19 protein-coding genes and 1 riboswitch are annotated in these 21,223 nt (G+C 40.9%); of the genes, 5 read left to right on the top strand and 14 right to left on the bottom strand.

Annotated features, from left to right (window positions below; genetic code table 11):
• Positions 1-280: 280 nt before the first annotated feature.
• The 8 genes from CDG79_RS31405 to CDG79_RS31370 all read right to left on the bottom strand — a co-directional run bounded on the left by CDG79_RS31405 (position 281) and on the right by CDG79_RS31370 (position 7,762).
• On the bottom strand, positions 281-910 hold the full coding sequence (locus tag CDG79_RS31405) for a chloramphenicol phosphotransferase CPT family protein (protein WP_223278441.1): 630 nt from the start codon (positions 908-910) through the stop codon (positions 281-283).
• Between the two features lie 127 nt (positions 911-1,037).
• On the bottom strand, positions 1,038-2,411 hold the full coding sequence (gene thiC, locus CDG79_RS31400) for a phosphomethylpyrimidine synthase (RefSeq protein WP_094345620.1): 1,374 nt from the start codon (positions 2,409-2,411) through the stop codon (positions 1,038-1,040).
• Positions 2,412-2,418: 7 nt separating this feature from the next.
• A riboswitch (TPP riboswitch) is annotated at positions 2,419-2,515 on the bottom strand.
• Positions 2,516-2,609: 94 nt separating this feature from the next.
• Positions 2,610-2,825: a DUF6887 family protein gene (locus CDG79_RS45660; protein ID WP_094345619.1), complete on the bottom strand. Its 216-nt coding sequence runs from the start codon at positions 2,823-2,825 to the stop codon at positions 2,610-2,612.
• Positions 2,803-3,279, bottom strand: a complete 477-nt coding sequence (locus CDG79_RS31390) for a DUF2726 domain-containing protein (protein ID WP_094345618.1) — start codon at positions 3,277-3,279, stop codon at positions 2,803-2,805. Before CDG79_RS31390 ends, CDG79_RS45660 begins: the two co-directional genes overlap by 23 nt.
• Positions 3,279-3,995, bottom strand: a complete 717-nt coding sequence (locus CDG79_RS31385) for a hypothetical protein (RefSeq protein ID WP_094345617.1) — start codon at positions 3,993-3,995, stop codon at positions 3,279-3,281. The genes CDG79_RS31390 and CDG79_RS31385 overlap by 1 nt, the downstream gene beginning before the upstream one ends.
• A gap of 220 nt (positions 3,996-4,215) precedes the next feature.
• Positions 4,216-5,799 (bottom strand): calcium-binding protein, encoded by a 1,584-nt coding sequence (locus tag CDG79_RS31380; RefSeq protein ID WP_094345616.1) that lies wholly within the window; start codon positions 5,797-5,799, stop codon positions 4,216-4,218.
• Between the two features lie 698 nt (positions 5,800-6,497).
• Complete coding sequence (locus CDG79_RS31375; protein WP_094345623.1) at positions 6,498-6,974, bottom strand: beta-lactamase hydrolase domain-containing protein; 477 nt, start codon at positions 6,972-6,974, stop codon at positions 6,498-6,500.
• Positions 6,975-7,465: 491 nt separating this feature from the next.
• The gene (locus CDG79_RS31370) at positions 7,466-7,762 is read right to left on the bottom strand and encodes a DUF3288 family protein (protein WP_094345615.1); all 297 of its coding nucleotides are present in this window, start codon (positions 7,760-7,762) and stop codon (positions 7,466-7,468) included.
• A 333-nt stretch (positions 7,763-8,095) separates the two neighbouring features.
• Here CDG79_RS31370 and CDG79_RS31365 point away from each other — a divergent pair, with 333 nt between their 5' ends.
• The 3 genes from CDG79_RS31365 (at position 8,096) to CDG79_RS31355 (ending at position 11,613) form a co-directional block, all read left to right on the top strand.
• Positions 8,096-10,549, top strand: coding sequence for an ATP-dependent Clp protease ATP-binding subunit (locus CDG79_RS31365; protein ID WP_094345622.1), 2,454 nt, complete (start codon positions 8,096-8,098; stop codon positions 10,547-10,549).
• Positions 10,550-10,779: 230 nt separating this feature from the next.
• Positions 10,780-11,070 carry a hypothetical protein gene (locus CDG79_RS31360; RefSeq protein WP_094345614.1) on the top strand — a complete coding sequence of 97 codons (291 nt, stop codon included), beginning with the start codon at positions 10,780-10,782 and terminating at the stop codon, positions 11,068-11,070.
• A gap of 252 nt (positions 11,071-11,322) precedes the next feature.
• Positions 11,323-11,613 carry a hypothetical protein gene (locus tag CDG79_RS31355; protein WP_094345613.1) on the top strand — a complete coding sequence of 97 codons (291 nt, stop codon included), beginning with the start codon at positions 11,323-11,325 and terminating at the stop codon, positions 11,611-11,613.
• A 64-nt stretch (positions 11,614-11,677) separates the two neighbouring features.
• Here CDG79_RS31355 and CDG79_RS31350 read toward each other — a convergent pair whose 3' ends face one another.
• The 3 genes from CDG79_RS31350 to CDG79_RS31340 all read right to left on the bottom strand — a co-directional run bounded on the left by CDG79_RS31350 (position 11,678) and on the right by CDG79_RS31340 (position 14,996).
• Complete coding sequence (locus tag CDG79_RS31350) at positions 11,678-12,772, bottom strand: AI-2E family transporter (RefSeq protein ID WP_094345612.1); 1,095 nt, start codon at positions 12,770-12,772, stop codon at positions 11,678-11,680.
• 102 nt (positions 12,773-12,874) lie between these two features.
• Complete coding sequence (locus CDG79_RS31345; protein ID WP_094345611.1) at positions 12,875-14,308, bottom strand: bifunctional orotidine-5'-phosphate decarboxylase/orotate phosphoribosyltransferase; 1,434 nt, start codon at positions 14,306-14,308, stop codon at positions 12,875-12,877.
• A 94-nt stretch (positions 14,309-14,402) separates the two neighbouring features.
• On the bottom strand, positions 14,403-14,996 hold the full coding sequence (locus tag CDG79_RS31340) for a cytochrome b/b6 domain-containing protein (RefSeq protein WP_094345610.1): 594 nt from the start codon (positions 14,994-14,996) through the stop codon (positions 14,403-14,405).
• 171 nt (positions 14,997-15,167) lie between these two features.
• Here CDG79_RS31340 and CDG79_RS45045 point away from each other — a divergent pair, with 171 nt between their 5' ends.
• Positions 15,168-15,299 carry a hypothetical protein gene (locus tag CDG79_RS45045; protein ID WP_262985857.1) on the top strand — a complete coding sequence of 44 codons (132 nt, stop codon included), beginning with the start codon at positions 15,168-15,170 and terminating at the stop codon, positions 15,297-15,299.
• A gap of 38 nt (positions 15,300-15,337) precedes the next feature.
• On the opposite strand, the gene CDG79_RS31335 is transcribed toward CDG79_RS45045, so the two are convergent.
• Positions 15,338-16,888 (bottom strand): PAS domain-containing protein, encoded by a 1,551-nt coding sequence (locus tag CDG79_RS31335; RefSeq protein ID WP_094345609.1) that lies wholly within the window; start codon positions 16,886-16,888, stop codon positions 15,338-15,340.
• A gap of 972 nt (positions 16,889-17,860) precedes the next feature.
• Here CDG79_RS31335 and CDG79_RS31330 point away from each other — a divergent pair.
• Positions 17,861-18,553 (top strand): PD-(D/E)XK nuclease family protein, encoded by a 693-nt coding sequence (locus tag CDG79_RS31330; RefSeq protein WP_094345608.1) that lies wholly within the window; start codon positions 17,861-17,863, stop codon positions 18,551-18,553.
• A gap of 74 nt (positions 18,554-18,627) precedes the next feature.
• Here CDG79_RS31330 and cls read toward each other — a convergent pair whose 3' ends face one another.
• Together cls and CDG79_RS31320 are read right to left on the bottom strand one after the other, a co-directional pair.
• Positions 18,628-20,070, bottom strand: a complete 1,443-nt coding sequence (gene cls, locus CDG79_RS31325; RefSeq protein ID WP_094345607.1) for a cardiolipin synthase — start codon at positions 20,068-20,070, stop codon at positions 18,628-18,630.
• Positions 20,057-20,917 (bottom strand): endonuclease/exonuclease/phosphatase family protein, encoded by an 861-nt coding sequence (locus tag CDG79_RS31320; protein WP_094345606.1) that lies wholly within the window; start codon positions 20,915-20,917, stop codon positions 20,057-20,059. Before CDG79_RS31320 ends, cls begins: the two co-directional genes overlap by 14 nt.
• Positions 20,918-21,223 lie beyond the last annotated feature (306 nt).

Here is a 21,223-nt window from a genome sequence, read left to right as displayed (position 1 = left end):
GCAGAGGGGCAGAGGGGAAAGAACTTGGTATTTGAACTCTCCCCTGCTCCCCTGCTCCCCTGCTCCCCTGCTCCCCTGCACAAGCACGGGCTTTGAGAGGTGTGGTGAGAAATCCGGGTAGAGCGACAGCAAAACCCAACCTGATATTTTGAGAGAAACAAAACTTGAAATCTTACATAACTGATTATTGTAAAGACGGCGATTTATCGCGTCTCTTGCCTTAACCAAACAATATTGACTCCTTAAGGCTGAATACGGTTTGATACAGCTAGGCGATTCTTTATTTGTGAGACAATGCGGCAAGTCGTTGGAATGCCGATGGGACTGGACTATTTACGAGATACTGGCGTATCAACTCGGCACACGCACCCGGACTTAACAACGAGGTATCGACTTCAAGATCGTAGATGCCAGGGATGTGGACTTCACGTTGCCATAACAGAATCGGAGGTGGCACTGGGGAGTCAGCTGCACTTACTACTTTCCACCCCGTGTTTTGTCGTCTTTCCATAATTATCTCAATTGGGCAGCGAACGCCTACGAACAAAACGGGTAATCCGTTTAAACGTCGGGCACTATCGGTCAGGATGCCCCGCTTCATTGCGTATGCGTCATGGTGTCCGACATCAACCACGACATTTAGTCCTAAGCGGCTGTGGGCGGCAATGGATTCATACATGGCACTGTACAGAATGGGAACGAGAGGTTCGAGGTCTTGGCGTTCTCCCCCTGGCCGCAGACCGATCCCAGGCTGGTATCGTGCGGGAGTCATTTGCATAAACCTATCGACACCCAAGTTCATCCATACACCATCAAACGTCTCCTGAATCGCTTCCACAATGCTCGACTTCCCCGATCGCGGAGTACCATTCAGGATGATAATCTGTCCTGGCTTTTGTGTCTGTTCCACAATTGCTCCTCGCATCCTTAGCAACTCTTAATAAATAGATGGCGTAGCAGTTAAGGGTGTGTTACGGTGTAGCGTAACGCACCCTACAAAACTCTTTAAAGCACTTCTGTTTTCATCCCCGCGTCAATTAGCTTTGACTCACAGGCTCTTTCGCCAAGAATTTCTCTAATTCTGTCAGCGCATCAGCATCAACCTTAGTTTGCATTGGGCAGAACTTAGGCCCACACATCGAACAAAACTCAGCAGTTTTATAGATATCTGCTGGCAGAGTCTCATCATGATATTCTTTAGCTCTTTCTGGATCGAGTGATAATTCAAACTGACGGTTCCAATCGAAGTTGTAACGCGCCTTAGAAAGTTCATCGTCTCTATCCCTTGCACCAGGGCGATGTCTAGCAATATCAGCCGCATGAGCCGCTATTTTATAGGCAATCAACCCATTCCGTACATCTTCGGCATTTGGTAGACCCAAATGTTCTTTGGGTGTTACATAGCACAGCATTGCAGTACCGTACCATCCAGCCATAGCTGCTCCAATAGCTGAAGTGATATGGTCATAACCAGGAGCAATGTCTGTCACCAATGGCCCCAAAACATAGAAAGGTGCTTCAGAACACTCTTCCATCTGTTTACGAACGTTGAACTCAATTTGATCCATTGGCACGTGTCCCGGCCCTTCTACCATCACCTGGACATCATCTTCCCAAGCTTTGCGAGTTAGCTGTCCCAGGGTTTTCAATTCAGCTAATTGTGCTTCATCTGAGGCATCATGGGTACAACCAGGACGTAGGGAATCTCCTAAACTGAAGGAGACATCGTACTTTTTGAAAATCTCAATAATATCTTGGAAGTGGGTATAAAGTGGGTTTTGTTTGTGGTGATGCAGCATCCACCGCGCCAAAATACCGCCGCCGCGAGAGACAATACCGGTGAGCCGATTTCTCACCAAAGGCAAATGCTCAATTAAAATCCCCGCGTGGATAGTTTGATAATCTACACCTTGCTGGGCGTGCTTTTCGATGATATGGAGAAAATCATCAGCAGTCAGATTCTCAATTGTGCCGTGGACACTTTCTAAAGCTTGATACACTGGCACCGTACCAATGGGAATAGGTGAAGCCTTAATAATGGCGCTGCGAATTTCATCCAAATTACCACCACCTGTAGATAAGTCCATTAAGGTATCAGCACCATACTTCACCGCCAGATGTAGCTTATCAACTTCTTCTTGAAGATTAGAAGAGTTGGGGGAAGCGCCGATATTAGCATTTACCTTACATTTGGAGGCGATGCCAATAGCCATCGGCTCTAGGTTAGTGTGATTAATATTCGCGGGGATAATCATTCGTCCCCGCGCTACTTCGTCACGAATGAGATCGGCTGGGAGATTTTCCCGTTTGGCGACGTAGTGCATTTCTTCGGTGATAACACCTTGGCGGGCGTAGTGCATTTGAGATACATTAACCTGCCCACGTCGTTTAGCAACCCATTCTGTCCGCATATTGTGATTCCTCTATAAACAGCTTCCCTCCGCTGGTATTACCCAGACTCAGGTGTTAAGGGTGTGATCTCAGCCTGGTTATGTAGGCACCCCTAGCATGGATGTAGTGTATCACTTTCGTTATCTCTGGGAGCAAGGGTGTTAACAATTTATGAGGCGAGGGTGGTGTTAAGCTGTTTTTTCAGAGTCTAGCGATGTCTACGACGGGCTGTGCCTACGCCTTTTCTGTTGAATAATGTCTAATACTGCCTTATGGATTTCCTCTGGAGTCATTGATGAGGGATAAGTCGCAGAGGGAGGTTTTGCCATCAAACGATCCGCAAGTGCGTAAAAAGCCTCTCGATCATCTCGATGTTCATAGCTATAGGTGTGCAAACATCTTGCGGTTGGTTTATAAAGCTGTAACTCGAACATCAGCAGAAAAAGATTGTTTGCAATAATTTCTAATTAGGGCTTGGGCATTTTCTCGTCGGTTTCCTGTAAATAAATTACATACTACTTCTTCGGATTGAGAGTAAAGATGTAATAATCCAAAGTCTTTCACCCGTGAATAAAGTAAGGGAACTGCTGCAAGAGCGAGTAAAGTTGCCTTTTTGCGATCGCGCTCTCTTGTTTCAGGATAATCATGATATGAAGATTGAAAATCCACTACTAAACAAGGTTTGTAGTCAGAATTCGTTATCAGAGCGTCCACACTGGAGGTAAAGAAAAACTTTCTTAGTTCGATATCAAGATTGCTGTCTAGTTCACAAAATTGGCATAAGCTAACCTGTGTATGAATTTTATAATTTTCATCTACGCAGGTTTGCAAAAACTCTAACATCCTTTCTTCATAAGGATTGACCAGCCTTTTTATTTTAACAGACATTACTGTTGCTCCATAAGGATTTTTCCAAAGTAACCAAGGAATTCTTTTAAAACTTCACTGGAAGTTATACACACTTGCCAACTGTAAGGAAATAGCTTGTCATCATTAATGACAAGATAGCAGTTGCTACTTCCTAAACTAGTGATATCAAATTCTTCTGGTAAATTAATAAAATTTTGTGCCTTTAAATCACGAAAGTCACTATCATCAGATATGTCACCTAGATAATATTCAAGTTCATCACGTTTGTTAAGTGTAAAACTCCCTGTTGTCGCACCAATTTCTACAAAATTTGGATAGCGAAGTTGCATTGATTTATAAAATATATTTTCTTTACTAGGTAAAATCCAAATTTTACCTAAAATAGAACTATAAGGTTCATTGTATGGATCAGAACCGTGGAAATATTCTAAACATAAAATATTATTTTCTAAGACATCCCTAGATACACTGACACATAAACCCTCTTTACGGGGTGTTAAAACCAGTTGATAACGTTTAGCTCCTTTTTTTGGATTCTTAAGTTTGTATCCCACATATTGAGATGTCCGACTCTCTTCAAACTTGTCATAAAAACCAAGTTTATCCAGCAGATTGGTAGCCAAAGACATTAAATCTTCCCCGCCTTCAATCACCTGGATATTTGTTGAAACCAAACGGGGAACACCGTTTTCTACCTCAAAACGCTGGATAACATCGTATATAATTTTTGACATGAATTAATTCCCAAAAACCTTGGCTAAGGTTCATGGGAATAGTGTAACGCTTATTCTAAAATAATCCAATAGTCTTAGCTAAGATTTTTAGATTTTATGGGAAGTGCTTATTTTCCCTATAGTTTGATGGCTATACTAAAGGCGATCGCACCCTCACACCCTTTAAGCAAAAGCTTTTAACCACAAGGTACTATGGAACGATCGCCTTGACTCTGTATAATTAGGCAACAACGAAATTGGTTGCACTTAGTGACAATCCACTGCTTAGTTGCGCGAATTCTACCTGAGAAAAAGCACCTCCGCTACCATCTTGGTCAAAGGACAGTGCGCCTGTAATATTGTTGTAAATAAATCGTTGAGCGATCGCACTCGCAACTGAACCGATGATAAACTGACTGGCTAAGAGTGTACCTACTGCTAAAGAGCCGCCGAAACCAGCAGCCGAAACTTGAATAACTTCGCCAGTCGGGTTGAAGTCATCAAGACTATCAATCCCTTCATTGTAATTATTGAACGCAAAGGTATCAGTGCCATCCCCCCCGTACAGAGCGTCACTACCTCTCCCTCCAGTCAAGAGATCGTTACCACTATATCCATATAGCACATCGCCGTTATTACCCCCCACAATCTTGTCAGCATAGGCTGTACCACTGATGTTTAATCGTTCAATCTTCTTGTAGCTAACTCGATTTGTGCCAGATGTTATTGAGCCTTGGTTAGTGGTTGCATTGAAGGTCGAGGTGATTCCTTTGGTAGTATCGCTACTGTAATTAACTTCCAAACTATCGTCACCTGTACCCCCATTTATTGTTTGAGTCACTAAAACAGAAGTGGCGGTAGATGAGGCGCTCAAATAAAAAGAGTCATCCCCATTTCCTCCATTCAAGGTGTTAGCACCCTTGACTCTATATGCGTAAAAAGTATCATTACCATCGTCTCCATTCACAATGTTATTACCAGACGAGTAGGAAATATTGAGGTAATCGTTACCTGCACCCCCACTAATAGTGTCATTGCCAGAAGTACCCCCATTGAGTACATCTTCACTATTGCCTCCCACGATATTGTCAGCGTAGGCTGTACCTGTGATATTGAATCGTTCAATATTCTTGTAGCTGACTCGACTCGTGCCGGCTGTTATCGAGCCTTGGTTCGTGATTGCATTGAAAGTCCAGGAGATTCCTTTAGTAGTATTGCTACTGTAATCGACTTCCAAATAATCGGAACCTTTACCCCCATCTATCGTTTGAGTCACTAAAAAAGAAGGAGCGCTAGATGGGGCACTCAAATAGAAAGAGTCATCGCCATCTCCCCCATTCAAGGTATTAGCACCATTGACTTTATATGCGGAAAATTTATCAGAGCCAGTTCCGCCTGAAATAGTATTTTTGCCAAAACTATCCTGAATCGAAAATTCGTCATTTCCTGTATCTCCATAAAGAGTATTATTCCCAAAAGAAGAAGATACATCTAAATAATCATTCTCACTTCCACCCTTGAGGATATTGTTGCCAGTGGTATGTGCAGCATAGATTTGATCGCTCTCAGAACCGCCGTCTAAGAGGTTTTTCCCAGAAGAAGAAGAAACATCTAAATAATCATCCCCACTTCCGCCTTTGAGGGTATTGTTGTCGGTAGTCTTTTTAGCATAAAGTCTATCATTGTCAGAGCCGCCGTCTAAAAAGTTCTTCCCAGAATAATTACTAATATTCAGGACATCATCACCCTCAAAGCCATTGATGCTGTCATTACTCCCGAAACCATTGAGGATGTCATTAGCATCAGTTCCATTGATAATTGCCATAATTTCTACCTAAATCACTTTTTCAGAAACTTGAGATATCAACCTGCCAGTATTGCTGTTTTAAGGCACAATAAATTAGCCAAAAGTTCGGACTTTCGGTATAGTTTGTGTCAACCGGAAAAACACTAATTTTTTAGTGAATTTCAGCTTTTAACTGGCTTATAAGCATTATTCAGCTAACCTGCTGCATAAAAGCATTGGTTAATTGCATTACTATAATGTTTGTTTTTATAAGTGTCACTATTTGGAATAGTATTTTCCCCTACTTCACTTTACTTATCTATTTTTTTAGTTTTTAGAATAGCTATTTACGTATTATTTACCTGATTGAAACAAGAATCCCACCCTTTCAAGGTGTGGAAGCGTTAAAGTAGACCTAGTTTAAAATTGGGAACTTGTGGGATACCTAGTAAGTAATTATGAAATGACAGCAATATTTTTCGTTTTCTTTTTTTGGCGAAGGTATTGTTAACAGAACTTGTCTTTTAACTTTAGCTGTGTGATACTTGCGTTTTAATTCATAAAATTCTATATTTTTGCCCGATTCTCTTCCGGCGATCGCATTAAATAGAACTACACAAAAAAACTAGAATACTAATAAAGAAACCTCTAAAATATTTTATTATGCCAAACCATCTCTCTCGCTGCCTTGAAGGAAAGTTTAAGGCAGTGAGAGGTTTGTCGAACTGGCATTACTTTTAGCTGAGTACAGCTACTTTCGCGTGTTTGTTAACGTAGTCTATAAATAATTGCTTCAGCCGGGGACTAACGCCAGCGTGTTCAAAGAATCCAAAACCCAGATTCCTAGCCTTGGCTAAGGTTTCCTCTGGTGTTAATCCTTCCTGGATAGCGATACTTAATAGCGCAATTCCAGTCGAACGCATCCCGGCTGCACAATGTACAACTGCTGGTTTAGGTATTTCTTCTAGTGTCGTGAGGATTTTGGTAATCACCTCTTCATTCAAGTTTTTTAAATCCACCTTGAGTGGAACATTTGTATAATGCAGCCCCAATGCTTCCGCTACTTTTTGCTCATCCTTGGAAAATCCTAATTCATCAGGCGATCGCAGATTTAGAATGGATTTAAAACCTTCTTGGATAGCTTGCTCAAGCTGTTTTGGGATGACTTGTCCTGTGGTTGTCAAGTTTTCGTTAATCTGTATGGCGTTGATCACATTCACTCCTTTTGACTTTTTAATGGCTTCCAGCTTGGTAAATACTCTAATCAGCAAGCTTTGAGAAGATATTCAAATAAACACGGCAAAACTAGCTAAATATCAAACGATATTGCTTGATTACTTCAAAATTTGCCTTTTGAAGTTAATTATTTTATTGCTTTATTCATAATATACGGTTTATCGATGGGCTTACCGGATATTAGAACTAATTATGGTTTTTAGCGATATGTTTACATTTTAGAAGTTATACTATTGAGCAAGTTGGGGGAGCAATTAGCTCAGAATTTTCGTAAACAAGTCCATAAATAATGACTGCTACAGGCTAACTCTGTTCTCTATTCATTGGCATAAGGTAGCGATCGCATCCGGGGAATTAGCCCAGTCTCCGTGCCTTCTCTAGAGGAGATAGCGATCGCAATTCCAATACTGAGTTAGTCATTTGTCATTAGTCATGAATAATCAATGCCCAATGCCCCATGCCCAATGCCCTAATTCCAATCCTGTTCGTCTTTTTTACCACGACTTTTGTAAATACCCCCTAAATCGTGAATTTTGTGAGTCTTCTCAAAAAGCTCGGCCTCAGTCAAACCCCACTGCTGCAAGACTTTATCTAGGTCTTTTTGGATATCCCTCGCCCCTGGAAAGCCTTGATAACGCATTCGCAGTCGGGCTAATTCTGCTAAGTTATAGTCTGTCGCCTCTTGAGCGAGTAAGATATCAATAAGGGGGCGATCGCGATTATAAAGAGGGTGTTGTTGGTCTTTACCAACCGTTGGTTCAGTCATGGTCAGTCCTGAGTGTTATTAGCGGATAGCTAGGGTTTAGCCCCTTCTAAGTCCTGAGTTCTAAGTTTAGCCGAGAGCAGAGGAGCAGAAAAGGCAAAAGAAAATCATCTTCTCCACTGAAAAAATAATTGTAAAATTGAGAACAGACGCGATTAATCGCGTCTCTCCTAACTCCTCTTAGACGGCTAGTACACCTGATGTCTTACGGCTCTCACCACTGCCACTTAACTTTAAATAAAGTTACATTAGTCCTTAAGAAAATACAAAAAACTTTAGATGAGGGTGAATTTTATCTCACCCAAAGTCCAAGCAGCGAGGGAGCAAGAACCCATTATGTTTGAACACTTCACTTCCGAAGCCATTAGAGTAATTATGTTAGCTCAGGAGGAAGCACGTCGCCTGGGACACAATTTCGTAGGAACTGAACAAATTCTCCTGGGTTTGATGGGAGAAGGAACTGGGGTTGCTGCTAAAGTGCTGGCCGAATTAGGCGTTACCCTCAAAGATGCCCGCCGCGAGGTAGAAAAAATAATTGGTAGGGGTTCTGGCTTTGTACCACCAGAAATTCCTTTCACTCCCAAGGTGAAAAGCCTCTTCGAGCAATCTTTTAAAGAAGCTCATAGTCTGGGACAAAATTACATCAACACTGAACATTTACTCTTAGGATTAACCGAGGCTGGTGAAGGTGTAGCCGCCAAAGTTCTGCAAAATCTAGGGGTTGACTTTAAGACTGTCCGCAGTGCCATAGTTCGCCGTTTGGGTGAAAATGCACCGGCTTTCGCTGGTAGTGGTAATCAAAAGCGCACCCAACCACTAACGATGGAAGAATATGGCAGAAATTTGACCAAATTAGCGCAAGAAGGCAGACTCGACCCCGTAGTTGGTCGTGAGAAAGAAATTGAGCGAGCGATCCAAATTCTCGGTCGCCGCACTAAGAATAACCCGGTGTTGATTGGTGAACCAGGAGTTGGTAAAACTGCGATCGCAGAAGGTCTAGCTCAACGAATTATCAATCAGGATGTTCCCGAAACCTTACAAGACAAGCAAGTTATCAGCCTCGATATGGGGTCATTGGTAGCTGGAACTCGCTTCCGTGGCGATTTTGAAGAACGCATCAAAAAAGTCGTGGAAGAAGTTCGCACTGTCGGTAATATCATTCTGGTAATTGACGAAATTCACACCTTGGTCGGCGCTGGTGGTACAGAAGGTGGTTTGGATGCAGCGAACATCCTCAAACCTGCCTTAGCACGGGGTGAACTCCAGTGTATCGGCGCAACTACCCTTGATGAATATCGGAAGCACATCGAGCGGGATGCCGCCCTAGAGCGACGTTTCCAACCAATTATGGTCGGGGAACCCTCGGTAGAGGAAACCGTACAAATTCTTTACGGTTTGCGCGGTGCTTACGAACAGCACCACAAAGTCACAATTTTGGATGCGGCACTTGTCGCCGCCGCAGAATTATCAGACCGCTATATTAGCGATCGCTTCTTGCCGGATAAGGCAATAGACTTAATTGATGAAGCTGGTTCTCGCGTTCGTCTGCGGAATTCTCAAAGTTCTCCCAATAAAGAACTCAAGCGCGAACTTGCTGGCGTTACCAAAGAAAAGGAAGCAGCAGTCAGAGTCCAAGATTTTGATAAAGCTGTAACCCTGCGCGACCAAGAGTTAAAACTCGCAGAACAACTGCAAGCAACATTTACAGCAAACGAGCAACCTGTCAACTGCACCGTCGTTGATGAAGAAGACATCGCTCAAATCGTTGCCTCTTGGACTGGCGTACCAGTCAACAAACTAACGGAATCTGAGTCAGAATTGCTTCTCCACCTAGAAGACACTCTGCATCAACGGCTCATCGGTCAAGAGCAAGCAGTTTCAGCCGTATCTCGCGGTATCCGTCGCGCCCGTGTCGGCTTGAAAAATCCCAATCGTCCCATTGCTAGCTTTATCTTCTCTGGCCCTACCGGAGTCGGTAAAACAGAATTGGCGAAGGCATTAGCTTCTTACTTCTTCGGTGCAGAAGATTCGATGATTCGGCTAGATATGTCCGAATACATGGAAAGCCACACCGTCTCTAAGTTAATTGGTTCGCCTCCTGGTTATGTCGGATACGACGAAGGCGGACAACTTACAGAAGCCGTGCGGCGAAAGCCTTACACAGTACTGCTATTCGACGAAATCGAAAAAGCACACCCCGATGTATTCAATATGCTGCTGCAAATCTTGGATGACGGTCATCTTACCGATGCCAAAGGTCGGAAAGTGGACTTCAAGAACACGCTGATCATTTTGACTTCCAACATCGGTTCCAAGGTGATTGAAAAAGGTGGTAGTGGTTTAGGCTTTGACTTTGACACTCAAGCCGACGCTAGTTATAACCGCATCCGCACCTTGGTAAATGAGGAATTGAAAGCTTACTTCCGCCCTGAGTTCTTGAATCGTCTCGATGAAATTATCGTCTTCACCCAACTTTCTAGGGATGAAGTGAAGCAAATCGCTGAGATTATGCTTCGTGAAGTTTCTAAACGCTTGACAGAAAAGGGAATTATTCTGGAAGTTAGCGATCGCTTCAAAGAACTTGTAGTCCAAGAAGGCTATAACCCCAGCTATGGTGCTAGGCCATTACGTCGGGCAATTATGCGCCTCTTAGAAGATTCTCTTGCTGAAGCAATGCTGTCTGGTCAAATTGCAGATGGAGACACAGCGTTTATCGATGTTGATGATGACTCTCAAGTGAGAGTACAAAAATCAGAAAAACGAGAATTGCTCTTGGCAAATGTTGGCTAATTTTATACCCGATCGCTTTTTGTTGTAATATTTGAGTAATACTCTAGCCTCTCATCTAAGTAGAGGCACTAGCAGGGGCATCTCTGACAAACATAAAGTGAAATGGTATTATTTCTTACCCCCAGTATTTCTACTGGGGGCTTTTTTATGCAATTTTATTTTTAGTGGGCAATACCCACCTACCCACAGGTGTTTATAATGAGTTTAGGATATAGCAGCATAGCAGCAATATGATTGAAAATCAGGACTTCCAAATAGTTAAAGATAGTGCCAAAACTGATGACAAAGGACGATTAACCTTGGGTACTGTTGCCAAAGCAAAGACCTACCGAGTCCTCATCAATCAGGTAGGACAAATTCTGCTAGATCCAATTGTAAACATTCCAGAAAGAGAACTTTGGATATGGCAAAATTCTGTAGCTCGTAGCTCATTAGAAGTTGGTATAAAACAGGCAAGTTCTGGTGAACTTCACGACTTAGGTTCATTTGCTCAGTATGCGGATCTAGAAATTGATGAATAGAATGTCTGTACGACACAAAGATGTCACCGGGACACTAACCCTGGACTTTGATTTCAAAATATAATCCTTATCACAAGGGCTAATCTATAGGAATCTGGTTTGATTCCTGAAAATATACGTAGGATGTGTTAGCGACAGCGTAACGCATCAAACCCGTGATAATAGTGCGTTACGAACTCCGTTCTAACACACTCTACAATACCTAATTTCGTTCAAAACTCAAATAGGATTCCTATACCACACTGAGCAATAGTGAATTTTAAGATAATATTTTCAACCGAGGCTAGTACAGCACTAGCTAAACTACAACAAACAGACTCTAAGAAGTACCAAAAAGTTTTAAAAACGCTGGGTTTAATGGAAACAAACCTAAGACACCCTAGTTTGAATACTCATAAATATGAATCTTTATCAGGGCCTAATGGAGAAGAAATTTTTGAAGCTTATGTAGAAAACAAAACACCTGCTGCTTTTCGAGTTTTTTGGTATTACGGATTTGAGCAAGGAGTTATAACCATCCTAACTATTACACCTCATCCTTAATGACACCATTGCAACTTAGTGTTAGCGGTAGATATGGCATCTTATTTTTACAAATAACTTATTTCTATACTGATTCCTCTGAGAACAATTCTGATGGCACTTCACTTTCAACTACATTCTCAGAATCACCAGATTTAGAAAACCCATCTACTGCATCTTTAATAAAACCAGCAACAGGTACCGCGATTAGCAAACCTAATACTCCAGCGACATTGGTTCCTACAAGTAAAGCGATTAACACCCAGATTGGTCTAAGTCCAGTAAATCTGCCTAAAAGCCGTGGTGCGATCGCCTGATCGATTAACTGGTCAATGACAACAGCTACAGCAAAAACCTTTACTGCTAGCCAAAAGTCATGTGTCGCTATGATTAAAGTTATTACAACAAGACTGACGACATCGCCAAAGGGAATTAAGCTCAAAAGCCCAACTCCCAAACCAAAGAGTAAAGCAAACTGGACTTGAAAACCTAAAAACAATAATGTTATTGAAACTCCCATCAACAAAGCCAATGTTACCTGACCAATCAAGTAATTTTGGAAATTTTGCTGAATAGATTGGCTTACCTGTTGGGCAAAACTCCCCGGTAACTTCTTAAATATCCCCTCCCAAATTCTTGGGCCATCTAACAACAGGTAAAAAGTCAGCACTACTATGATTAATGCATCAGAAACACTATCAATCGTGTCTATAATAATGCTTAAAAGTTTATCCGTAACGAACTCTAATTCATTAGGTAATTGATCGGTTACTTGTGCTAATAGCTGACTTAAATTCACATTTAATTTGTGCCTAAAGAACCAATCATTTAAAACTTGAAGTTTTTCTTCACTAGAATCAATCCATTGGGGGAAGACTTTAACCATTTCATTAAATTGCTCTAACACAATGGGTACTAAAGTGATACCTAGAGCAACGACAATTATCAATGCTGATATAAAAACTAATGATACTGCATAGCCACGTTTCACTCCTCGCTTTTGGAGAATGGCAACGGGATAGTTTAAAACGAATGCAAGCAAGGTAGCTAAGACAAGAATTGCGACGACAGGTTGAAAATTTTTAACAAGCAAAAATACTAGCCAACCATTGAGAAAGACTAGAGGAAATAGCAGCGTAAAAATTAACCATTTAAGTAGTTGATTGAGTGAAAAATTCATAATTAATTTAAAACTAAAATTATTCTAGTTACTAGATTTAACCTGGGAATTAAATATACTCAATCACAAGCGAATGAGAAAACTATTCCCAATTCCCAATTATTAACTTTCAGCAAAAGCTAAAAATTGCTCCTCATTTATTCGCCCTGCTTGATACAGAGTATTAGTAATTTCCGAAATAGTTAAAACCGCATGACTACAATAACCATTTTGCTGTAACCTATTTTTCACACCCTGTTCGTGGTCGATCAATACCACAATATCATTAACATTTAATCCTGCTGATTCCAACTTTTCTGCTCCTTCCATGACACTTTTACCACTGATAAGAATATCATCAACCACTACAATTGTTTCACCAGGATGAAAATTACCCTCAATTACTCTCCGAGTTCCGTGGGCCTTCACTTCTTTGCGGGGGAAAATCATCGGACAATTAAGGCGCAAAGCTAAACCAGTCGCTGTGGGTAAAGAACCATAGGGAATACCTGCTAATCTATCAAAATTGAGATTCTTTAAAATATCCTCATAAGCTGTGAGAACTTGATTAAAAACTTGGGGGTTAGAAATAATTTTGCGTAAGTCGATGTAATAAGGAAATATCGCTCCTGATGCTTGGACAAAGCTGCCAAACATAATACAGTCAATGTCATAAAGTTGTAAAATCAAGTCCTGGTGGGGGTGCTGATTTAGGAAACAAACATCAGGAAACCACACAGAACATGTGGAATTTTCATAAATAATTTCAGTTTTTATTTGATTAATTTCTGCGCGTAGAGACTTGACTTTCTCTGATAGTTGTGCGTTTCCCAACATATCTTGAGGAACAGGAATTAGCAAACCATCACCGTTAGTATTCAAGCCTGCTTCTAAAATTTGCTTCAGGTTTAACCCTTCAGCCCAGATGCTACGCGCCATAATAATTCTTTCTGGTGCGATCGCTCGAATAAGTGCTAAAACTTCAGGATTTGTAGTTCCCACTTCCAAACCCAATTGTTCTGGAGTTCCCCAGGTTTTTGATTCTTTCACCACCTGTAAATAAAGGGGTGACTCGTTTGTAGGATATTGCTGTAGAGCTTCTGCACCTGGATTAGAAGTACAACATAAAATAAACACTGCCTTATCAGGATAGACCAAAAAAGGTGCGACATGATCTTGTCCTGTATAGGGACTAAGAGTGATTGCATCTAAATGCCATTCTGTAAACACAGTTTGGGCAAAAATGGTACTAGTATTTAAGTCACTATGTTTGGCATCTAAAATAACTGGTATGTGCGCTGGAATAGCTGCTAAAGTTTTGTACAGCAATTCTAAACCGGGAATACCTAACGCTTCGTAGAAGCCAAGTGTCGGTTTATAAGCACAAACGTAATCAGCAGTTTCCGCAATAATGAATTGTAACCATTTCTCCAAACCAGCGATTAGTTCTTCAGATTCATAACGCACAGGCATCATCTCTGGATTGGGATCGAGTCCTACAAATAGTAAGCTTTGATTTTGTAAGATATTACGATTCAATTTATCAAAAAAGTTCATTTTTTTTAAAGAGTCATTAGTTATTTGTCATTTGTCATTTATCATTTGTCATTTGTTCTCGCATTTCCTTATCTCCATGACCAGAGTTTGTTTACTAAAACATTGATTCTGTTAGTTGAGTGCCTCCAGCTTTTTGCCCTAATCGAGGGTGAATTACTGCAAATAAAATAACTATCGGCACTGAGGCAAAGTGAACAATTCGCAATGCTTGCCAATTACCAAACAAATCCACAATCCAGGGAAATTGGGCAGGTTTATACATTCCTATTCCTGTAAACAAGGCCAGCAGCAAGATAGGAATAATTGCTGTATACGCAATCCGATGCCAAGCATAAATTAGGCGCTGGGAATTATGACTTTTTTGTAATGCTTTGAAGTCATTAGCACCTACAAACCGATGTCGCCAGCGTCGGGTAATTAAAACGTAAATTCCATACCACAAGAGATTTAGTGAAAATAACCACATTGCGGCAAAATGCCAGTGTCTACCCCCTGCAAGCCAACCTCCTAAAGTAAATATCGGAGGAATGTGCAAACCCGCACGTCCACCAAATACAGGGTTGGCGTTGTAAATTTGTAGCCCACTGGTGAGCATGATAAATAGACTGATGATGTTACACCAGTGGAAAATTCTGGCTGCGATCGCTTGAGTTGGAGGCTTTCTAGTTTGAGAGGGGGTCAAAGTCATAGATTTTGACTGATAAAATTTGCTGTTTATCTGTCTTGGGTAAGTGGCCAAGCAAGTTTGCGGGTGGGTATTACTCACCTTTACTTTTTCATCCCATGATTCAGTATTTTGACATTGATGGTCTACATCTGCTGTTTTAACTGTCAGTTTAGGTAGGCTGAAGCGTTTTTCATGGGTTCAACCATTGCAGGAGTATACGCCGATCGTCGCAGAAACTGTACTGATGGCTTGTGCTGTAATTTAGGCGTTCAGAAGAAAAAACCAAATTTATCGACCTGCATTGTGAATGTAGCGATCGCCTGACTTCCAAAAATTAACGCCTCTTACCCAAGGCTAATTACTTAGAAGCTGGCGTGTTGTCTAATAGCGGCATAGTGTCTTGCTGTTGTGTTCATCTCAATGACCAACTCTGTGCCTTGACCTAATTGAGAATTACACTTAAGTTTACCTTGATGTTTTTCAACGATAATTTCCCGACTAATTGATAGTCCCAATCCCTTAGCTTTACCTACTGGTTTGGTAGTAAAAAATGGTTCAAATATCTGTCTTTGAATCTGTGGAAGGATGCCTTTCCCGTTGTCAGAAATGCGAATGATAATTTTGTGTTTTTTTTCTTTCCGTTTGTCATTTACCCAAAGTTCATTACTATTTACTAATGACAAATGACTTCTCACAATTTCTGTATGAATAAAAATTTTGGGAGTAAAGGAATAATCATGCTTCATCCTTTCTTCTAAAGCATCAATGGCATTAGTTAAGATGTTCATGAATACCTGATTTAAATCGCCAGGATAACACTCGACTAAAGGCAATTCCCCAAAGTCTTTAATTACTTCAATCCCGACTCGATCGGGCTTTTCTTTCAAACGATGCTGCAAAATTCTCAGAACACTATCAAGTCCTTCATGCAGGTCAACCTTTTTCATTTGACCTTCGTCAAAGGTTGAAAAATTCCGCAAGGCGAAAACAATTTCTTTAACGCGCTCAGATCCGGCTCGCATTGACCACAGTAATTTTAAAAAGTCTGTCTTTACGAAACCAAGGTCGAGGCGTTGCAGATGTAAGGCTATGACTGGTGTCGGTGTGGGATAGTAATGTTGGTAAAGTTCAATGATTCTGATTAAATCTTCGGCGTATTGACTGGCAGGATGGAGATTGCCGTAGATAAAGCTAACGGGGTTGTTAATTTCGTTAGCCATATCCGCCACCAGTTGACCGAGGTTAGCCATTTTCTGGTTCTGCAATAACTGCCTTTGGGTATATTTGAGTTCTTCGAGGGTAGTTTCTAGCTGCTGTGATTTTTCCCTAACTTGGTCTTCCGCAGACTGGCGTTGAGCAATTTCTCTTTGGAGTTGTTCAAATAGTTGGTATTGTTGAGTAGCGTAGGCGCAGCCCGTCGTAGACATCGCCTTATCGTGACTAATATCCTTGTGCGTCCCCGCCATTCGTACTGGTTTACCGAATTCATCCCACTGAAATACTTTGCCACAAGCCAAAATCCATTTCCATTCGCCGGATTTAGTCAACATTCGCAATTCGACTTCAAACACAGGCGTGAATCCTTCCAGATAATCATGCAACACCTGGTGAATTCTCGGTAAATCTTGTGGATGTACAAGTTGCTCAAAGGATTTATGCTCATGAGCGATTTCGTCTACTCCATACCCCAGAATGCCCTTCCACTGGGGATCGTAATAAGTTTTATTGGTTATGAGATTCCAATCCCACAACCCCAAGCCACTGGCTATTAATGCCATTTGTAAAGCGGCTTGTGAACATTGACAAGGATCTAAATTTTCTGGAGATAAGTCTTTTGATTCTGGGAAACTCTCGGAATCTTGCACTAAAAATGGAGCTTCCGGTTCATGGGTAGCGGGTTTTTCGATATGCATAGCTGCTGGTACGGTGAGGAAGATATCCTGTAGCTCTCTCTCTACGCTGTCTTAGCACCCTGACGATTTTATGGATAAATCGTCTACTTCGTTAATTGGGCTGTAACTTCGGTTAGAGATATATCAGCCCAGATCGTCAATTTGGATGGAATTTACAAAAAGGTAAACGGACGAATGTAACCTCTGTTGCGATCGCTGCGGCCATTTTTTATAAAAAATAGCTACATTGTGTGCATCTACATTCTAAGATATGTCTAAAAAAAGTAGTTAGAATCACATAAAATCACCTAAAAAGCATTAAGTAATTAACGCTACAAATAAGAGCTAATAGCCCAAGTCCACTCAAGTGGACTCAAACCTTTTCTCAGTCTTCTTTAGAAGACTTTAGCTATTAGCTATAGGTTTCTAACCTATGGCGGGTGATGCAACAGATACAATATCTCGGACTTACGAACTTGAGTTTAATAATTTTAGGTAAGCAATGTATCCGACGACCTACGCCTACGTCTTTACAACACCATTATTCGACCTCTGAACTCGGAGGTTCGACCTTTTAACTCGGACATTCGACCTTTTAGCTCGGACGTTCAACCTTTTAGCTCGGACGTTCAACCTTTTTACTCGGAGATTCGACCTTTTTACTCGGAGGTTCGACCTTTTTACTCGGACGTTCGACCTTTTAGCTCGGACGTTCGACCTTTTAACTCGAAACTCCGAGATAAAAGCTTGAACGTTGAGGCTAAGAACCTGAATTTTAATACTTTGAGGTGAAGCAATGCCTGAGTTGAGCTACACCTACGCAAAAAATTGCTGGAACCACAGGAGATAGAGGCGGATGATTTGAACGAATAAGCGGTAAAAGTGACATTTTGCACTGTAACAAACCCTTACTCCCAGCCCCACTCCTTACAATGGAGAAGGGTTTTATTCATTTTCCTTCTTGAGGGAATCTCAAACTCAACACACCAACTGATGCAATTTGATACCCAACTGCTACCACGCATTAATGCCACATCCAAGAGAGAAAATGGTAAACAATATTATGTAGATGCCAAGGGAAATCGTTTCCCTAGCGTGACTACAATACTTAATGCCACCAAATCACAAGCAGACAGAGACAGATTATTAAACTGGAAAGCGCGTGTTGGGACAGAAGAAGCTACCCGCATTACTACATCTGCTAGTCGTCGGGGAACCCAAACACACAAACAAATTGAGCGCTACCTCCTTGGACAAAACCCTGTTTGTCCCGAAGCGAGTCGCCCTTATTGGGAGAGTATCAAGCCAGTTTTACAAGAAATCGACACAGTTAGACTCGTAGAAGGCTCTGTTTTTCATCATGATTTGAGCTATTCTGGCAAAGTTGATTGTATTGCCAGCTATCAAGGTATTCCCTGTATTTGCGAGTGGAAAACAGCAGACAAACCCAAAGGCTCAATTGAGCATTTATATGAACATCCACTGCAACTTACGGCATACATAGGAGCAGCCAATGAGTATTATCGAGATTATGGCATTCAGCTAAAGCACGCTCTTTTGGTAGTAGCGATTCCAGAAATGCCAGCAGAGGTATTTTGGTTTGAATCAGCACTCATCAAAGATTACTGGGAGCAGTGGGAAAAAAGAGTCGCCCAGTTTTGGGAACGCAAAAGTGTTTGGGGTTAGTCAATGGCATTGCAGAGAAGTTTTTAGCAGATATGAAAATTTCCCGATTTAGAGTTAGAGGCAATTATTAGTAATTAAAGTAAAGGAGTCAGCAATCGAGACACTCTCACCGCTAACTTGAACCAAAAAGGTTTTTTATCGTACTCATCAAGATCGACAGCAACACAAACAGCTAAATCATCCTCTAACATCTTTTTGACACTTTGGATAAACCCAAGTTCGGTAATAAAACCCATAACTTCAAAGTTGAGAGAAAAAGAGCGATTATCTAAGTTAACAGTTCCTACCCCTGCTATCTTCTCATCAATGACTATAATTTTCTGGTGCATAAACCCATTTTTGTAACGATACAACTTGATACCGATTTTTTCCATTTCGGTGTAGTAAGAGAAGGAACATAAATAAACAAATAAATGATCGGGTCGATTTGGTAAGAGAATTCGCACATCTACACCTCGCATTGCTGCCAGTTTTAAGGCTGACAATGTTGCCTCATCCGGCACAAAGTATGGACTAGCAATCCAGAGGTGAGTTTGAGCTTGATTAATTAATTCAACGAAAAAAAGCTTACAAGCTGGTAGCGAATCTGCGGGGCCTGTAGGAAGGATGAATGCAGTTTGATTAATTTCCTGATTAATTTTTACCTGCCAATTAACTTCGAGAAGTTTTCGAGTCGCCCAATACCAATCTCGCACAAAGGAGTTTTGTAGGGATTGTACAGTTGGGCCTTCGAGCCTGATATGGGTGTCACGCCAGGGACTCAAGCGAGGATTTTTTCCTAAATATTCGTCACCAATATTCAGTCCACCTACAAATGCTATTTCTCCATCCACCACCAGAATTTTCCGATGATTGCGAAAATTAAATTGGAACCGATTACCCTGACCTTTGGTGGTGTTAAATGCACTCACCGCAATTCCATGCTGTTGTAGAGACTGGATATAAGGGCGAGATAGTTTCTTTGAACCAATTTCATCGTAGAGAAAGTAAATGTTTATTCCTTGCTTGGCTTTAGAAATTAATGCTTCTTTAAACTCATTACCTGCTTGGTCATCGTTAACAGTATAGAATTGGAACAAAATATAATTTGTCGCCGATGCAATCTTTTTCAGCATCGCTTCATAAGTTTGCTGACCATCAATAAGTAATTCGGCAGCATTGCCTGATGTGAAAGAAATTTCTGTAAAAGCTTCAGCTAATGGTTGCAATTCGGCTAAATTATCTGGTGGCGCGACCTGAAATTTAATAACTTCACTATAAGTCCCATGAACAAGCTTGTAGTGTTGTGCATAGACCGAGCGCAGTGTTTCAGCATATCCATGAAATTTAGTCCTTCCTAAAATCCAATACAACGGAATAGCTAGCCAGGGGAAGGTAATTAGAGAAATGCTCCAAGCAATTGCCCCTTGGGAAGAACGCACATTCATCACTGCATGGGCTGCATGTGCAACTCCTACCACATGAGCAACAACTGTAGCTGTGCTAAAAATAGCTAGAACACCACTATCTACAAGCATATTGATTTTTTTGAGTATTGATATAAGTAAATTCTGCCAGCAAAGGCTTATGATCGGATGAACAAATTTTGTCTAACACCTTAGCACTGGCTTTCTTCACACTGAGATTTCGATAAAAGATGCGATCTAAAGGGGGTGATAACAGAAAGCGTTTAATTTTCTCCTTCTCATGAGGTGCGAAAATTACTGGCGTTAATCCCAATTGAGTCGTTACTTGATTGAGGAGAACTGCTCTTTTTTGACTCCAGGTATTGAAATCTCCTGAAAATATTAGCGGCCCGCGATGTGTAGATAATGCTAGCTCTAATTGATTTAGTTGTATTTTAAATTTATTTAAATCTACAAAATTAATCAGGTGACTATTGATTGTCAAAAGAGTTGTGCTTTGATCGGATAGCAGATACTCAGTAACTAAAGAGATTTTCGGAGTCCTAACAATCGGCTCATAATGTTTAGTAGTAATAACTTTTTTTGTTAGTGGACTGATTGTAGCTGCTGTGAGAATTCCTGAATAGGTTTGATGATGAATATCTACAAAATTAGGAGCAAAGCTCCAATTCATGTTCAGCCATGTTTCTAATTTATCTGCTTCTACTTTTAGGGAAAACTCTTGTAAAAATATGAGGTTGGGTTGGTAGGTTTCAATTATTGTAGAAAAATCTTTCAACCAAGTTTTATTATAGTTTTGTTTAGCAATATTCCAACTGAGAACTTTAATTGATTTACTATTAATTTCTGTTTGAAGGGAATTATTGTTATCAATCGTGAGTTCTTGTAAACGCAGAAATCTATAATATGGAACAAATTTAGTAACGAGAGTGTTTACGTGTTTTTGAATATTAGGCATCACTAATATTAAACTATATTTTTTTCTAGCTTAAGGCGATTGGATAGTCGTTACAGAGTTATGTTACAAAAACTTGGAAAGCTTGGATAGATAAGCTGTGCCCCTTACTACTGAATTGGAAACCCTATCCCGCATTTCTCACAAGCTTCAGGCGTTTGATAGAGCAGAGGGGCAGAGGGGCAGAGGGGCAGAGTTCATGGGACTTATAGTGAAGTTATTAAATTTCAGGTCGCGCCACCAGATAATTTAGCCGAATTGCAACCATTAGCTGAAGCTTTTACAGAAATTTCTTTCACATCAGGCAAT

Source organism: Nostoc sp. 'Peltigera membranacea cyanobiont' 232, from assembly GCF_002245985.1.
Taxonomy (GTDB): domain Bacteria; phylum Cyanobacteriota; class Cyanobacteriia; order Cyanobacteriales; family Nostocaceae; genus Nostoc.
This window is presented reverse-complemented; position numbering and strand designations above follow the sequence as displayed.

Excerpts from the sequence above, each read along its gene's own strand:
- thiC (WP_094345620.1), bottom strand. The coding sequence starts at position 2,411 with ATGCGGACAGAATGGGTTGCTAAACGACGTGGGCAGGTTAATGTATCT.
- CDG79_RS31390 (WP_094345618.1), bottom strand. The coding sequence starts at position 3,279 with ATGTCTGTTAAAATAAAAAGGCTGGTCAATCCTTATGAAGAAAGGATG.
- CDG79_RS31380 (WP_094345616.1), bottom strand. The coding sequence starts at position 5,799 with ATGGCAATTATCAATGGAACTGATGCTAATGACATCCTCAATGGTTTC.
- CDG79_RS31365 (WP_094345622.1), top strand. The coding sequence starts at position 8,096 with ATGTTTGAACACTTCACTTCCGAAGCCATTAGAGTAATTATGTTAGCT.
- cls (WP_094345607.1), bottom strand. The coding sequence starts at position 20,070 with ATGCTTGTAGATAGTGGTGTTCTAGCTATTTTTAGCACAGCTACAGTT.
- CDG79_RS45660 (WP_094345619.1), bottom strand. The coding sequence starts at position 2,825 with ATGTTCGAGTTACAGCTTTATAAACCAACCGCAAGATGTTTGCACACC.
- CDG79_RS31385 (WP_094345617.1), bottom strand. The coding sequence starts at position 3,995 with ATGTCAAAAATTATATACGATGTTATCCAGCGTTTTGAGGTAGAAAAC.
- CDG79_RS31345 (WP_094345611.1), bottom strand. The coding sequence starts at position 14,308 with ATGAACTTTTTTGATAAATTGAATCGTAATATCTTACAAAATCAAAGC.
- CDG79_RS31350 (WP_094345612.1), bottom strand. The coding sequence starts at position 12,772 with ATGAATTTTTCACTCAATCAACTACTTAAATGGTTAATTTTTACGCTG.
- CDG79_RS31340 (WP_094345610.1), bottom strand. The coding sequence starts at position 14,996 with ATGACTTTGACCCCCTCTCAAACTAGAAAGCCTCCAACTCAAGCGATC.
- CDG79_RS31335 (WP_094345609.1), bottom strand. The coding sequence starts at position 16,888 with ATGCATATCGAAAAACCCGCTACCCATGAACCGGAAGCTCCATTTTTA.
- CDG79_RS31370 (WP_094345615.1), bottom strand. The coding sequence starts at position 7,762 with ATGACTGAACCAACGGTTGGTAAAGACCAACAACACCCTCTTTATAAT.
- CDG79_RS31360 (WP_094345614.1), top strand. The coding sequence starts at position 10,780 with ATGATTGAAAATCAGGACTTCCAAATAGTTAAAGATAGTGCCAAAACT.
- CDG79_RS45045 (WP_262985857.1), top strand. The coding sequence starts at position 15,168 with ATGGGTTCAACCATTGCAGGAGTATACGCCGATCGTCGCAGAAACTGT.
- CDG79_RS31330 (WP_094345608.1), top strand. The coding sequence starts at position 17,861 with ATGCAATTTGATACCCAACTGCTACCACGCATTAATGCCACATCCAAG.
- CDG79_RS31320 (WP_094345606.1), bottom strand. The coding sequence starts at position 20,917 with ATGCCTAATATTCAAAAACACGTAAACACTCTCGTTACTAAATTTGTT.